Source organism: Olsenella sp. CU969, from assembly GCF_905219715.1.
GTDB classification, from domain to species: Bacteria; Actinomycetota; Coriobacteriia; order Coriobacteriales; family Atopobiaceae; genus Granulimonas; species Granulimonas faecalis.
Window position 1 is genome coordinate 22,932 of the sequence record NZ_CAJMXC010000003.1, and the last position, 13,523, is coordinate 36,454.

A 13,523-nucleotide genomic window follows, 5' to 3' on the forward strand; every position below is an offset into this window, starting at 1 on the left:
TCCTTACGCTCCGGTCTGGATGCGGCTCGTGCTCTGGGTGGTGTGGAAGATCATGCGGAAGGTGCCGATCTGGATGGTGGAGCCGTCCTCGAGCATGGCCCGGTTGACGATGGCGCCGTCCACCCAGGTGCCGTTGAGGGAGCCGAGGTCCTCCACGGTGTCCGCGCCGGGCGCCAGGTGCATCTTGGCGTGGTGGCGCGAGACGGGCATGTCGTTGAGGAACACGGTGTTGGAGGGNTCGCGGCCGATGGTGACCTCAGGAGTGTCCAACACGAAGGTCGTGCCGGTATGGGGCCCCTTGACGATGGAGAGCGTCGGGTTGGCGAGGCGCTGGGCACCCATGAGGTCCGGCACGGTGGCGTCTGTGGACGGCATACGGAAGATGGTCGTGGAATCGGATGCCGCCTGGTTGTTCTGGGAAGCGCCCGGATTGTTCTGCATCGATGCCTCCTGGAGTGTCGGTTGAGACCTCATTGTACCCCCGCGGGACCCTCCGTCACCCGGGCTTCGCCCTATCGGCAGGCCACGCACTCCATCTGGATGGAGGCCCCGTGGGGTAGCGCCGAGACCCCCACCACTGAACGTGCGGGGTACGGCTTCTCGAACCGCTCCGAGCACACCTCGTCGACGGCCTCGAGGTCGTTGAGGTCCGTGAGGAACAGCGTGACCTTGCAGACCGAGTCGATGCCCAGCCCGACGTCGGCGAGGACGGCCTCCACGTTGCGGATCACCTNGACCGTCTGGACGCCGATNGAGGCGTCGCGGAGCACGCCGGACGCCGGGTCGATGGGGAGCTGCCCCGAGACGAACACATAGCGGGCCGCCGAGGCGCCCTGAGAGAAGGTCCCCGAGGGCTGGNGGGCGTCGGGGGTGAAGATCGAGTACATGGCCTACCCTTCCGTCCGTCCGCCCGCGCCGTNGAGGGNGCGGGCACCGNTGAAGTCGCCGCCGGGCCTGAGGAGGCCCTGGAGCCCGAGGTCGGCGGGAAGCCTCCGCCCGATGGGGTCGTCGAGGAAGTCCACGAGGCCCGGCGCCTCCTCGGCGACCCTTCCCCACACGGCGGAGGTGCCCACGGGGGCGACGGACTGGAACGAGAGGAGGCTCCTCCAGAGCACGCGCGCCGAGGCGTCGGGCACCACCACGAGGTAGGGTGCGAACGAGCCGACCTCGGGGCGCATGACCACGGTGTCGATGGCGTCGAGACGCACGTTGGCGAGGGTCCCCGGACCCGGGAGCGACGCGCCCTCTGACAGGTAGTCGCCGAGGACGACCGCGGCCTCCGGACCGGCGAGCATCAGGGTCGTGGAGAGCGGGGCGCCGTGGGAGAACTCCACGGAGGAGTACGGGGCGACGCCCCCGGACTCCACGGCGGCGATACCGCGTATCCACTCCCCGAGGCCCGCGGCGAGCTCCGCCGGGCACCAGACGCAGAACTCCTTGGGGGCGAGCCCGGCCAGGAGCACCGGTGCGGCCACACGGCCGTCGCCCATGAGGGACAGGGCGCCGGCGAGCCGGCCGGGCGCCGGGACGTAGCAGGTGAAGACGGCGGACACGAAGGCGTCCGCGGCGTCGCCGGAGATGCAGGTGGCCACGAGGCCGCCCACGTCCGCCAGGGCACAGCCCTCGCGGAAGGCCGCGGGCNCGCCGGCGNNGTCNCCGTACCAGGCGGCCTCGGGGCGNCCCTGGGCGTCGGGCTCCATGGAGCNGGCGAGNAGGAGGTGCTCGCNCTCCAGCACGTTGCCGGGGACCGCCTCGGGGGTCCCGTTCTCGTCTGCCATGTCATGCCGCCTTTCTCTGAAGGGGAAGCGGGGGCGCCGCCGGGTCCGACGACCAGGCGGCGTCGGGCGAGACCGTGGGGTCCACCACGTAGGCGCAGGCGCCCACGATGCGGTCGCCCTGACGCCAGAGGCAGGCCCCGGCGGGCTCCCCGGGGATGCCGAGCTGGTCGCTGGAGAGGGCGACCCGCGTGTAGGAACACTCGGTGCCGTCAGGCCAGAGGAGGCCGGTGACGGCGGCCTGGGCCCGCACCGACACCGAGAAGCCGAACCGGTAGGCGAACGGCAGCGTCTCGAGCGTTTGGTCGGGGTCCGCGAGGGTCAGCCCCGTCGCGCCGTCGAAGGCCCACTCCATCATGGCCCGCGTGTCCTCGAAGCGCCCCCAGTCGGTGACGCACCCGAGGACGCACGTGTAGAGGGTGAGCCCGTCCTTGCGGGCGGCGCCCAGGAACGTGGTGCCTGCCTCCACCTTGCCCGTCTTGATGCCGATGAGCGGGCTGTAGACGGGCATGAGCTCGTCGGTGGAGTAGAACGTGCGCTGCTCCCCGTTCACCGGCACCGTCACCGAGNGGGTGCGGACCATCCGGGCGATGAAGGGGTAGTGGGTCAGNGCGTAGCNGCCCATGAGGGCGAGGTCGNGGGCGCAGCTCTCGTGGCCGTCCTCCTCGAGGCCATGGGGGTTCTTGAAGGTGGTCCGCGTCATGCCGATCTCGGCGGCCTTCTCGTTCATGAGGTCCGCGAAGGCGCCCTGGGAGCCGGCCACCTTCTCGGCGATGGCATAGCCGACATCGTTGGCCGAGTACACGAGCAGGACCTCGAGCATGTCCTCGAGGGTGGAGGTCTCCCCCACNGCGTAGCCCGCCACCTGGGCCGCCTCCCAGCCGTCCTCGGGATGGGCGGGCATGGCCACCTCGGTGTCCATGGGGAGGCCGGCGTCGAGGGCCACCATGGCCGTCATCACCTTGGTGATGGAGGCCGGGGCGAAGGCGGCGTCNGCGTTCGACTCCGCGAGCACGCGGCCGGTGGAGTCCTCGACGATCCAGGCCTGGGCCTCGGTGACGCCAGGCGCGCCGAGGCCGGTGTCCGCCACGGCGGGCACCGGGGCGAGGAGCACGAGGAGGAGCGCCAGGAGCGCCGCGGGCATGAGGGTCCGAGTCATGACGTGCGGTCCCCCTCCAGCGCCTCGGAGCGGATCTGGAGGCCCTCGACGACGTAGAGCACGCCTGTTATCAGGGAGCAGACAGTACCCGAGTACACGACAAGGATGGCGGGGCAGGCGGCCTGGCCGTTGAGCAGCGGCAGCCACGGCACGTCCACGAGCCCGAACCCCGGGAGCACCGGCATGTCGAGGAGGAGCNANGAGNNNCCGGCCAGGAGCAGGGCCGTGGCCACCTTGCCTATGTAGAGGACGTCGACGGGCCGGCGACGGTAGCGCCGGACCACGGCCATGCCGACGGCGAGCACGATGTCGCGGCCGATGAGAACGACGGGCACCCACACGGGGAGGTCGCCCACGATGCAGAGGCCGAGAACGCCGGTGAACAGGAGGAAGCGGTCCACCGCCGGGTCGAGGAGCTTGCCGAACCACGACACCNTNTGGGTGCGCCGGGCGATCTGGCCGTCCACGAAGTCCGTGAGGGCCGCCACGGCGTAGATGACGAGGCAGAGGACGCGGTCGGCGCCCGTAACGAACAGCCAGAGGAACACGAGGGTAAGCGCGATGCGGCACACCGTGACGGCGTTGGCCACGGTGAGGACGCGGTTGCTGGGGTTGTTCGACGTGCCGAGCGGCGCGGACGGGTCGGCCGCGTGGATCTTCTCTTCCAAATAACTGAGCTTCACTGGACCTCCTTGGTGACAAGGAACCAGTCTAGACCAGCGGGGCGCCGCCCCACGGCGCCCATGGCCCCATTCATACGGTATTGTAAGGCGCCTGATACATACCNTTATGAGCACACGGACGAGACCCACCGGACGAAGGCGGTCCGGGAGCTCCCGGACCCCTTGAGGGTGCGCTCGCACTCGACANCGCCGCGGAGCGNGCGGGANNGCTCGGCGTCGGTGAAGCCGCTGGCCCACCGGGGGTGGTTCTTGTAGCGCCACCTCTGCTGAGACGGGTAGCCGAAGGCCTGGGCCACGGCCTCGGGCGTCCCGCGCCCCTGGGCGATGAGGCTCCGGCAGCACACGAGCTCGCGGAGCCGGTCCACGGCGAACATGTGGAGGAGGATCTCGGGGTCGCCGCGGAACAGGCCGTAGAGCTCGAGGGCGCGCGGGAGGTCCCGCTCCGCCACGGCNTCGGCGAAGGTCCAGGGCTTGGGCTCGACGATGCGCGCCACGGAGTCCCTCACCTCGGCCAGGCCCAGGGAGGCGCCGGCGCCGTAGCGCGACGAGAGCTGGAAGGCCACCTGGCGGAGCATGGGCGTCGGGTCGCCCTTGGCGGNGGCGACGCGGTCAACGACCTCGGCGGCGGCGGCCTGGTNCACCGCCANCCCGAAGNNGNCGCAGAAGCNGGCGAAGAGACCCGGGAGCTCCCAGGNCTTGGGGAGCGAGCACCCGATGACGGTGACGGGCCCCTTCTTCCCGGGCTTGGGGTCCTGTGCCGCCACGGCCTTGTAGAGCCGCGTGTTGCGGGCGAGCCGCTCGGCGGTGAGGAGGAGGACGGTNNGGGGGTTGGGGTCCCCGAGGTACGAGACGACGGCCTCCGACACGTCCTTGGGGAGGTGGTCGNCCCCGTGGACGATGACGAAGCGCTGGTCGTCCCCGAAGGNGAGCTGGTCGAGCGACTGCAGCAGGCCGTCCCGCGTGAGCTTGGCGGGCTCGCGGCACTCGTCGAGGTTGAACTCCCCGAAGGCGGGGTCGAGGTGCCGCTTGAGGCGGGCCACCGCCTCCTCGCGCATCACCTTGTTGTCTCCCACCGCCACGTAGGCGGGCAACAGCTGCTGGGCCACCGGCCCTCCTCTCCCCTGTCGGTCCAGCCTACCACGGCGCGGGGGTCACGCCGCCAGGGCCTCGGGGCGTCCCACCGAGACCCGGACCCCCGTCGAGGTGTCGGCGAACACACGCACCGGGCCGTGCTCGGCGGTGCACAGGAAACGCGACCCGCTCCCCTCCACGAGGGTGACGCACACGGGGTCCGGGTGGCCGTAGGCGTTGCCCGCCCCCGCCGAGGCCACGCAGAGGGACGGCCGGAGCGCACCGAGGCACGCCCGGTCGAGCGACGCCTCGGATCCGTGGTGGCCGAGCTTGAGGACGTCCACGGGCCCCACCGCCGGGACGAACCGCGAGAGCTCGCCCCTCTCGGCGTCGCCGGCGAGAAGGGCGCGGAGCCCTCGGGCGTGGGTGGCGAGTAGGCAGAGCGAGTGGGCGTTCTCCGTTCCGTCCACCGGGCCCTCCGGCCAGAGGGCCTCGAGCCTCCATCCTCCCACCTGAACCGCGTCGCCGGCGGAGACGTCCCGGACCGGGGCGCCNAGTGCGTCGNCCGCGGAGGCTACCCCTTCGCAAAGGGAGGCTCCCACTCCCTCCGCGACGACCAGGCTCCCCACCGCCACGGAGCCGTCCAGCTCCCCGAGCCCGCCGTAGTGGTCGTCGTGCTGGTGGGTGAGCACGACGGCGTCCAGCGACGCGACGCCGCGGGAACGCAGGGACGGCGCAAGGCCGCCCCCGGGCGGCCCGCAGTCGACGAGGACGGCCCGTGGGCCGTCGCGCAGCAGCAGGGCGTCGCCCTGGCCGACGTCCAGCACCTCCAGGGACGGCGGCTCGAGCCAAGGGAGCGCCCCGACGACGAAGGCGGCGGCNAGGACGAGGGCCACACCGCGCCGGAGCGCGGCCGTCCGGGGCCTCGGCCAGAGCGCGAGGAGCGCGGCGGCCGCCGGGACCGAGGCGACGGCGCCCACGGCCCCGGGGACCTCCACCGGCAGGACCGCCCACGGGAACGCGGCGGCCGCCCGACAGATGCCGAGGAGCACCGACGCCGCGCCCGTGGCGGCGAGGTCGGCCACGGCGCCGGCCACCGGGACGGCCGCGAGGGCCACCGCGGCGAGGGACGATGCGAGCAGCACGGGGAACAGCGGCGCCGCGGCCATGGAGCAGAGCGGCCCCGCAAGGCTCAGGGTCCCGAAGGCGGAGGCGGCCATGGGGGCCGAGGCCGCGAAGCACAGGAGCCCCGCCGCGAGGTCCGACACGCAGCGCGAGCGGGCCGACGAGCGGGCGCGCGCAAGCGCCCCAGCGTGTGGGCGGGGGCGCGGGGCCGGGACGACCCGGTCCAGGGCGGCCCTGGCCCACGGGCCGAAGAGAGNGAGGCAGGCGACGCAGGTGCACGAGAGCGAGAACCCCAGGTCCGAGACCGCCGTCGGGTCGAGACAGCAGAGGAGCCAGCCGAAGCACCCCAGGGCCGCGAGGGGGCTCGCCCTCCGGCCCGCCACCTGGGAGGCGGAGGAGGCGAGGGCCATGGCCCAGGCACGGAGGGCCGACGCCGGGACGGCGCACAGCAGCACGANGCACCCGGTGAGGACCCCGGTGACCGCGGTCCGCGCCCAGAGGGGCCTGGCCCGCGACGCGACCCCGCCGAATAGCGCCGCCACCACGGAAAGGTGGGCGCCAGAGACCGCCACGAGGTGCGAGACGCCGGCCGCCGACACCGTGTCGGCGATGCCGGTGGAGCGGAGCGCCCCCCGCCACCCGAGCGCGAGCGCCGCTGCGACGGCGTGGGCCTCCGAGGCGTCGGGGCGGAACCCCTCGAGCAGCGACGCCCTCACCCGGGCGAACGCCCCGAGCGGGCCCGGTGCCGGAGCACGGCCGCGGATGGTCGAGAGCCGCACCGTCCCGAGCAGGCCGCGGCCGCGCATCTCGGCCGCGTACTCCTCGCCCGGCGCCGAGAACGTCCCCACCCCCTCCACGGTCTCCCGGAGGCCGAGCGGCACGTCGCTCCGGAAGCGCACGGTCCCGACCGTGACGCCGCCCAGGGACGCCTCGGCCTCCGAGCTCCACCCNTAGGTGCCCTCGACGGCGTCGGAGACCGTGGTGAGGGAGAGCCTCGAGACGGGCGTCCCCTCGAGGAGGGCGCGGCCCCGCGCCTGGGAGGCGAGCTCGAGCGACCCAGAGACAAGCGCGAGCCCCACGGCGGCCGCGGCGACTGCGGCGCGCCCGACGAGCGCCGGCCGGATCCTGCGCACGGCGGCGAGGGCCGCGGCGCAGGCGGCAGCGAGCAGGGCGGCCTGGCCGGGGCCGGGGACCCACCCGGCCCGGAGCTGAAGGGCCACGCACCCGGCCGCCGCGAGGAAGACGACGAACGCCCATGGTACCTGGGGGCGCTCCGGCCACTCACACACGGATCCGCTCCCGCATCTTGGCGAACTTCTTCTCGCCGATGCCCGAGACCCTCATGACGTCCTCCACAGAGGTGAAGGGGCCGTTGGCCTCGCGGTCCTCGAGGATGGCGGCGGCGGTCGCCTCCCCCACCCCCGGCAGCGTCCGGAGCTCCTCGGCCGTGGCGGTGTTGAGGTTCACGGGGGCGGAGGGGTCGGACGGGACGCCTGCGGACGCCTGCGCCGTGCCGTCGGAGGACGGGGCGGCGGCCTCCTCCCCCTCCCCGGGCACGTGGACCTTCATGGCGTCCTCGACCCGCGCCGCGAGGTTCAGCGAGGAGGTGTCGGCGCCCTCGACGAGGCCGCCCGCCGCCTCCACGGCATCGGCGACGCGGGGGTCGTCCCCCTCGAGGGAGTAGACGCCCGGCGACGCGACGGCCCCGTCGACGTGCACGGTGGGAGGCGCGGCGGCCTCCTCGGGAGCCTGGGCGACCGCATCCCCCGCGCCGCCGTCCCCGCTCCCGGGGTCCTCCGCGGCGGGCGCCTCCGGCCCGGCGTCGCCCCCGCGCTCGATGACGACGTCCCCGGGCACGGACGCGCCCACCGCGAGCCAGCCGACCGCCGCGAGCGCGGCGACACCGGCCGCGACGACCACCCACCGCGGCACACGCCGCCCGGAACCCCTCGTCCCCCTCTGCGCCACGGGCCCTCCCTCAGCCGAATCCCCTGGGAGCCCGAGCCTAGGGGACGGTCCCGACGGGACCCCGACCGGGCCCCGACAAGAGACCGACCGGCGGTGACAGAACCCCTGCTCGGGGACACCGCCGGTCGGTATGGAGGAACGATGGAGAGGGAGGTCAGCCCTCGTCGGGGAGCGGGGCCGGCGCCAAGGCGTCGTGCCGCTCGCGCCAACGCGCCGGGGGCCGGTANGCGCCGCAGGTNTCGAAGTCCACATACTCCACGGTGCGGAGCAGCCCCTCCACCATGGCGTCGTGGTCGAAGAGCCCCCACGCCTCGGCCACCTGGGCCGGCTTGGCGTGGGTCTCGGGCCTCCTCGGCATGAAGAGCGTGCAGCAGTCGGGCGCCGTCTGGGAGCTGATGTCATAGGTGCCGATGGCCTTGGCGCGCTCGATGATCTCCTGCTTGTCGGAGCCGATGAGGGGCCTCAAAACCGGCATGGCCGTCACGACCTCGGACGTAGCCCGGATGTTGTCGAGCGTCTGGGAGGCGACCTGGCCCAAGGACTCGCCGGTGACGAGCGCCTNGGCACCCTCGACGAGGGCGATGCGCTCGGCNACGGCGTACATGAGCCGGCGGTACATGAGGATGCGCAGCGACTGCGGGACGNCGAGCGCGATGTCTCGCTGGCATTGGCCGAAGGGGACGACGTAGAGCCTGCCCACCGCGCCCTCGGGACNGAGGGCNCGCACCAGGNCCTGGCAGAGCCACTCGCNNCCGTCGCTCGTCATGGGGCGACCGGAGAAGTGCACGGGGACCATGGTGGCCCCGCGTCTCCCCATCATCCACGTTGCCACCGGGGAGTCGAAGCCGCTCGAGAACAGCGACACGCACTTGCCGGCGGTGCCCACGGNCAGGCCGCCCACGCCGCGCTCGCTCGCCGCGTAGATGAAGGCGGAGCCCTCGTTGAAGAGCGCCCGGACCTCGACGTCCGGGTCGTGAACGTCCACACTGCGGTCGGGGAAGGCCTCGCAGAGGGCCGAGCCGATCTGGCGGTTGAGCTCGATGGTGTGGAGCGGGTAGTCGGTGTTGCTGCGCTTGGCCTGCACCTTGAAGGAGCCGCACCCGCCGACCTCACCCAGGGCCTCGACGGCTGCGGGCAGGTAGTCGTCGGGGTCCTGGAGGCAGCGGAACGCCAGGGACACGCGGGCCACGCCGGGGACCTGGCGGATGAGGCCCACGGCCTCGAACGGCGCCTCGGGAGACGAGAAGGTGACCATAATATGGCCGGAGATGCGGCGGACGGAGGAGACCTGCAACGAACGGAGGGCCAGCCGGAGGTTGGCCACCAGCTGGTCCTCGAAGGTCTTGCGGTTCTTCCCCTTGAGCCCGATCTCGTGGTAGTGGACCAGGCAGACGCGGGAAGCCATACTAGTTGTTCGTGTCGCCGTCGGCGATCTCGGTGTCGAACTCGGCCACGTTGTAGCCGAGGACGCCGCCGTCGAGCTCGTCCATGGCGATGGAGATGGGGTCCTTGCCGCTCACAACCGTGGTGATGTCGTCGACGTCCTGGATGGCCGTGACGCGGAGGTGCTGGCCGCGCAGCATGCTNTNGATGTCACAGGCGCGCTTGGAGGCGATGGAGCACAGCAGGAAGGGGTTCTCCTCGGTCTTGGCGAGCAGGTCGTCGATGTCGGGCTTGGTGATGGACATGAAACCTCATTCCGATTCAAAGGCCTCGACCGTCGAGAGCAGCTCGGCTGTCGCCCGGTCGAGGTCGTCGTTCACGATGCGTGCGTCGTAGGATGCCGCGAGGGCCGTCTCACCCGCGGCCTGACCCAACCTGAGGGCGATGTCCTCGTCGGACTCGGTGCCGCGGCCCCTGAGCCTGCGCTCGAGCTCCTCCATGGAGGGGGGCTCGATGAAGACGAGGACGGCGTCGTCCATGAGCCGCTTCACGTTGAGGCCGCCCTGGACGTCGATCTCGAGGATGAGCGAGTGGCCCGAGGCCAGCACGCGCTCCACCTCCGAGACGGGCGTGCCGTAGCGGTGGCCGGCGACGTGGGCCCACTCGAGGAACTCGCCGGCCTCGACCATGGCGTCGAACTCGGCGTCGGTCTTGAAGCTGTATGCCACGCCGTCGACCTCGCCGGGACGGGGTGCGCGCGTCGTGGCAGAGACCGTCAGGCCGAGGTCGGGGCGGGCCCGGCGCACGGCCGAGACCAACGTCCCCTTCCCCGCGCCAGACGGTCCCGAGACGACGAAAAGGCGGGCAGCCACGGGTTACTTGGAGAGAATCTCGAGGAGACGCTCACGCTGGCGGGCGCCGAGGCCCTGGACGCGACGCTTGGGGGAGATGTCGAGCTCCTCCATGATCTTGGCGGCCTTGGCCTTGCCGTAGCCGGGCAGCGNCNNGATGAGGGCGCGCACGGGNNTGCGGGTGGCGGCGGAGTCGTCGGAGTTCAAGACTTCCTCGAGGGAGACCTCGCCGTTCTTGATCTTCTCGCGGAGCTCTGCACGGGCGTGACGGGCGGCGGCAGCCTTCTTGAGGTTCTCNGCGCGCTGCTCTTCAGAGAGCTGAGGAAGTGCCATGGATAACTCCTATCGATTGGTCACAGTTCAAGTGTGCAGCCGATAACGAAAAGCGTCGGCAGCACGGTTATTCTGGCAATCTAGCGGCTATTTTGCAAGCCGGCGCGACCCGAGGGATTCAGGACGCCCCCCATTAGCACACAATTCGCACTCAGAGGGGTCCCACGAGGCGGCGTCGACGGCCAGCAAGGGGAAGAACGGGGCGTCGAAGAGACGGTCGGTCTGGCGATCGATGATGGACACGACGCCCACCACCTCACCGCCGGCGGCCTCGACGAGGTCGCAGACCTCCTTGACGGACCCGCCGGTGGTCACGACGTCCTCGCATACCAGCACCTTCGCGCCCTCGGGCACCTCGAAGGAGCGGCGGAGGCACATCCTGCCCTCCTGGCGCTCGGTGAAGATGAAGTCGACGCCGAGGGCGTAGCCCATGGCGAAGCCGAAGGTGATGCCGCCCACGGCCGGGGANGCCACGAGGTCGACGGCGGAGCGCACGTCCTCAGGGAGCCGCTCGACGGCCTCCCTGGCGAGCTCCACCGTGGTCGTGGGGCTCTCCATGACGCGCGCGCACTGGATGTAGGTGTCGGAGTGGCGCCCGCTCGTGAGCACGAAGTGGCCGTGGCGCACGGCCCCGGTCTCCTCGAGGATTCCCATGATGGCGGCGTCGTCCAGACGCTTGTCCATTTTCCTGGTCCTTTCTGTCAGTCGAGGGCCGCGGCGGCCTCGTCCACGACGGCCCGGGCGGNCGCTACCGGGTCGTCGGCGCCGGTGATGGGGCGGCCCACCACGATGCGGCTCGCCCCCCGGGCGATCGCCTCGGCGGGCGTGGCCACACGGGACTGGTCGCCGAGGTCGGAGCCGGCAGGCCGCACACCGGGGCACACGATCCGGGCGGCCGGCCCGAGGAGGGCCCGCATGGCGGAGGCCTCGTTGGGCGAGCACACGATGCCGTCGGCGCCGTTGGCGCAGGCGAGGCTCGCCAGGCGAGCCACCTCGCGGTCGNCGGGGCCCGCGAGCCCCANGGAGTNGGCGCAGGCCTGGTCCATGGAGGTCAGCACGGTGATGGCGACGATGTCGCAGGACGAGGTGCGGCCCACCGACGACGCCCCCTCGCGGGCGGCGGCCACCATGGCGGCGCCGCCGAGGCCGTGGATCGAGAGCATGTCGGCGCCGCAGGAGACGGCGCTCCGGGCCGCCCCGCGCACCTGATGGGGGATGTCGAAGAGCTTGAGGTCGNGGAAGACCTTGAAACCGAGGCCGCGCAGGTAGTCCACGATGTCCGGCCCGCAGGCGTAGAAGAGGGTCATGCCAACCTTCACCCAGCCCACGGTGCCGGCGAGCTCGCGGCCGAGGCGCAGGGCCTCGGAGCGCGAGCAGTCGAGGGCGACGATNACGCGGTCCCTGGCGTCTGCACTCACTGGCATTCGAAGGCTCCGATCAGCTCGTTGACGTCGTCCACGCCCTGGGAGGCGACCCACTCCTCGAGCTCGGCGAGGATGCGCGGCGCGCACTCGGGGTCGAAGAGGTTGGCGGAGCCCACGGAGACGGCGGTGGCGCCGGCGAGGATGAACTCGGCCGCGTCCTCCCCGGAGGCGACGCCGCCCACGCCGTTGATGGGGATGTCGACGGCCTGGGCCACCTCCCACACCATGCGCACGGCGATGTTGTGGAGCACGGGGCNCGAGAGGCCGCCCGTGGGACGCGACAGCTTGGAGCGGCGCGTATGAACGTCGATGGCCATGGCCGGGATGGAGTTGATGACCGAGAGGGCGTCGGCGCCCTCGGCCTCGAGGGCGCGGGCGACGTCGACCACCCGGGCCGGGGCCATCTTCACGAGGAGGGGCCGCGAGGTGCGGGGCCGCACGGCCCGGACGACCTCGGCCGCCCCCTCGGGCGTGGAGCCCATGGCGCAGCCGCCGGCGGCNATGTTGGNGCACGAGATGTTNATCTCNAGGCCGGCCGCCCAGGGGGCGAGCTCCTCGAAGAGCTCGACGGCGGCCACGTACTCGTCGACCGAGTGGNCGGCCACCTGACAGATGACCTGGCACCCCTTCTCGGAANGGCCGGCGAGGTACTCCCCCGCCTCGGCCACGAGGCCGCGGACGCCGGGGTTCTGCAGGCCGNCGGAGTTCATGACGCCGGAGGTGACGTCGGACATGCGGGGCGCCGGGTTTCCGGGCCACGGCTCGGCGGCGCATCCCTTNGTGGTGATGGCGCCGAGGNTGGACACGTCGTAGAACCCCTCGAACTGCCAACCGAAGCCGTAGGTGCCGGCGGCGGTGTTGACGGGGTTGCTCATCTGGATGCCGCCGAGGTCGACGGCCATGTTGGGGGCGCTCACCAGACCACCTCCGTGGCATCGAAGACCGGGCCGCCCATGCAGGCGCCCACATTGCCGTGGTCCGTGGGCACCACGCAGGTGGCGCACGCACCGAAGCCGCAGGTCATCATCCGCTCCATGGAGACCTGGCACGCGACGGACCACTCCGCGCAGAGCTCCGCGACCCCCCTCATCATCGGCTCGGGGCCGCAGGTGAGGACAAGGTCGTACTTCTCGGTGGGAAGGGCGCTCTCCACCACGTCCACCGTGGTACCCTTGGCGCCGGCCGTGCCGTCGTCGGTCACCACGATGACGTTGCCGGCGCCGGAGGCCACGAGGCGGTCGACGCCCCAGACGGCCGAACCGGTGCGGGCCCCCACCACCACGTCGTAGTCCNNGCNCTCNNGCCCNNTGNAGACGGCCGCCGAGAGGATGGGGGTGATGCCGCAGCCGCCGGCGACCATGAGGCACCGGTGGGTTGCGGCGTCGATCGACCATCCGTGGCCGCCCGGGCCGAGCACGGTGGTCTCGGCCCCCGGCGCCATGGCGGCCAGGGCCCGGGTCCNCGGCCCCTGGACGGCGTAGACGGTCTCCACCGTGCCGGCGTCGTAGTCGATGGCGGAGAAGGAGAGCGGCACGCGGGCGGTCTGCTTGGGCTCGCCGGGGACGGCGATGCTGAAGAACTGGCCGCTGGAGAGCGACGCGGCCAGGCGCGGCGCNCGGAAGACCAGCCTCCACAGGCNCGAGGCGACTGGCACNTTGGACACCACGACGGCGTCGTGGACCCGTGCCGGCGAGGGGGTGGGCATGAACGGGGCTCCTTTCTGAAAGGCGGGCTGCTGATGGTCAGTCTAT

The 13,523-nt window shown here is 72.3% G+C and carries 16 protein-coding genes; all 16 read right to left on the minus strand.

The features are described from left to right. Positions 1–3: 3 nt before the first annotated feature. A complete protein-coding gene (locus tag JX283_RS00675; protein WP_204828872.1) occupies positions 4–441 on the minus strand; it encodes an FHA domain-containing protein in 438 nt (145 codons plus the stop codon). 71 nt (positions 442–512) lie between these two features. After that, positions 513–887 (minus strand): RidA family protein, encoded by a 375-nt coding sequence (locus JX283_RS00680; protein ID WP_204828873.1) that lies wholly within the window; start codon positions 885–887, stop codon positions 513–515. Positions 888–890: 3 nt separating this feature from the next. Further along, positions 891–1,778, minus strand: a complete 888-nt coding sequence (locus JX283_RS00685; protein ID WP_204828874.1) for a hypothetical protein — start codon at positions 1,776–1,778, stop codon at positions 891–893. A 1-nt stretch (position 1,779) separates the two neighbouring features. Next, positions 1,780–2,934: a D-alanyl-D-alanine carboxypeptidase family protein gene (locus JX283_RS00690; RefSeq protein WP_204828875.1), complete on the minus strand. Its 1,155-nt coding sequence runs from the start codon at positions 2,932–2,934 to the stop codon at positions 1,780–1,782. Further along, on the minus strand, positions 2,931–3,617 hold the full coding sequence (locus JX283_RS00695) for a CDP-alcohol phosphatidyltransferase family protein (protein ID WP_239652396.1): 687 nt from the start codon (positions 3,615–3,617) through the stop codon (positions 2,931–2,933). Before JX283_RS00695 ends, JX283_RS00690 begins: the two co-directional genes overlap by 4 nt. A gap of 104 nt (positions 3,618–3,721) precedes the next feature. Further along, on the minus strand, positions 3,722–4,723 hold the full coding sequence (holA, locus tag JX283_RS08705; protein ID WP_370583380.1) for a DNA polymerase III subunit delta: 1,002 nt from the start codon (positions 4,721–4,723) through the stop codon (positions 3,722–3,724). 45 nt (positions 4,724–4,768) lie between these two features. Then, on the minus strand, positions 4,769–7,102 hold the full coding sequence (locus JX283_RS00700; RefSeq protein ID WP_204828876.1) for a ComEC/Rec2 family competence protein: 2,334 nt from the start codon (positions 7,100–7,102) through the stop codon (positions 4,769–4,771). Then, positions 7,095–7,781 (minus strand): helix-hairpin-helix domain-containing protein, encoded by a 687-nt coding sequence (locus JX283_RS00705; RefSeq protein WP_135977383.1) that lies wholly within the window; start codon positions 7,779–7,781, stop codon positions 7,095–7,097. Before JX283_RS00705 ends, JX283_RS00700 begins: the two co-directional genes overlap by 8 nt. A 154-nt stretch (positions 7,782–7,935) precedes the next feature. After that, positions 7,936–9,186, minus strand: coding sequence for a tRNA uracil 4-sulfurtransferase ThiI (gene thiI / locus JX283_RS00710; RefSeq protein ID WP_204828877.1), 1,251 nt, complete (start codon positions 9,184–9,186; stop codon positions 7,936–7,938). Position 9,187: 1 nt separating this feature from the next. Continuing rightward, entirely contained in the window at positions 9,188–9,469 is a 282-nt protein-coding gene (locus tag JX283_RS00715; RefSeq protein WP_204828878.1) for a DNA-directed RNA polymerase subunit omega, read from the minus strand. A gap of 6 nt (positions 9,470–9,475) precedes the next feature. Beyond that, on the minus strand, positions 9,476–10,036 hold the full coding sequence (gene gmk, locus JX283_RS00720; RefSeq protein ID WP_135977380.1) for a guanylate kinase: 561 nt from the start codon (positions 10,034–10,036) through the stop codon (positions 9,476–9,478). 3 nt (positions 10,037–10,039) lie between these two features. Further along, on the minus strand, positions 10,040–10,348 hold the full coding sequence (gene mihF / locus JX283_RS00725) for an integration host factor, actinobacterial type (RefSeq protein WP_204828879.1): 309 nt from the start codon (positions 10,346–10,348) through the stop codon (positions 10,040–10,042). Positions 10,349–10,435: 87 nt separating this feature from the next. Next, positions 10,436–11,032, minus strand: a complete 597-nt coding sequence (pyrE, locus tag JX283_RS00730) for an orotate phosphoribosyltransferase (protein WP_135977378.1) — start codon at positions 11,030–11,032, stop codon at positions 10,436–10,438. A gap of 17 nt (positions 11,033–11,049) precedes the next feature. Beyond that, a complete protein-coding gene (pyrF, locus tag JX283_RS00735; protein WP_204828880.1) occupies positions 11,050–11,772 on the minus strand; it encodes an orotidine-5'-phosphate decarboxylase in 723 nt (240 codons plus the stop codon). Further along, a complete protein-coding gene (locus tag JX283_RS00740; protein ID WP_370583382.1) occupies positions 11,763–12,692 on the minus strand; it encodes a dihydroorotate dehydrogenase in 930 nt (309 codons plus the stop codon). Before JX283_RS00740 ends, pyrF begins: the two co-directional genes overlap by 10 nt. Next, positions 12,686–13,477 carry a dihydroorotate dehydrogenase electron transfer subunit gene (locus tag JX283_RS00745; RefSeq protein WP_204828881.1) on the minus strand — a complete coding sequence of 264 codons (792 nt, stop codon included), beginning with the start codon at positions 13,475–13,477 and terminating at the stop codon, positions 12,686–12,688. Before JX283_RS00745 ends, JX283_RS00740 begins: the two co-directional genes overlap by 7 nt. Between the last annotated feature and the right edge of the window lie 46 nt (positions 13,478–13,523).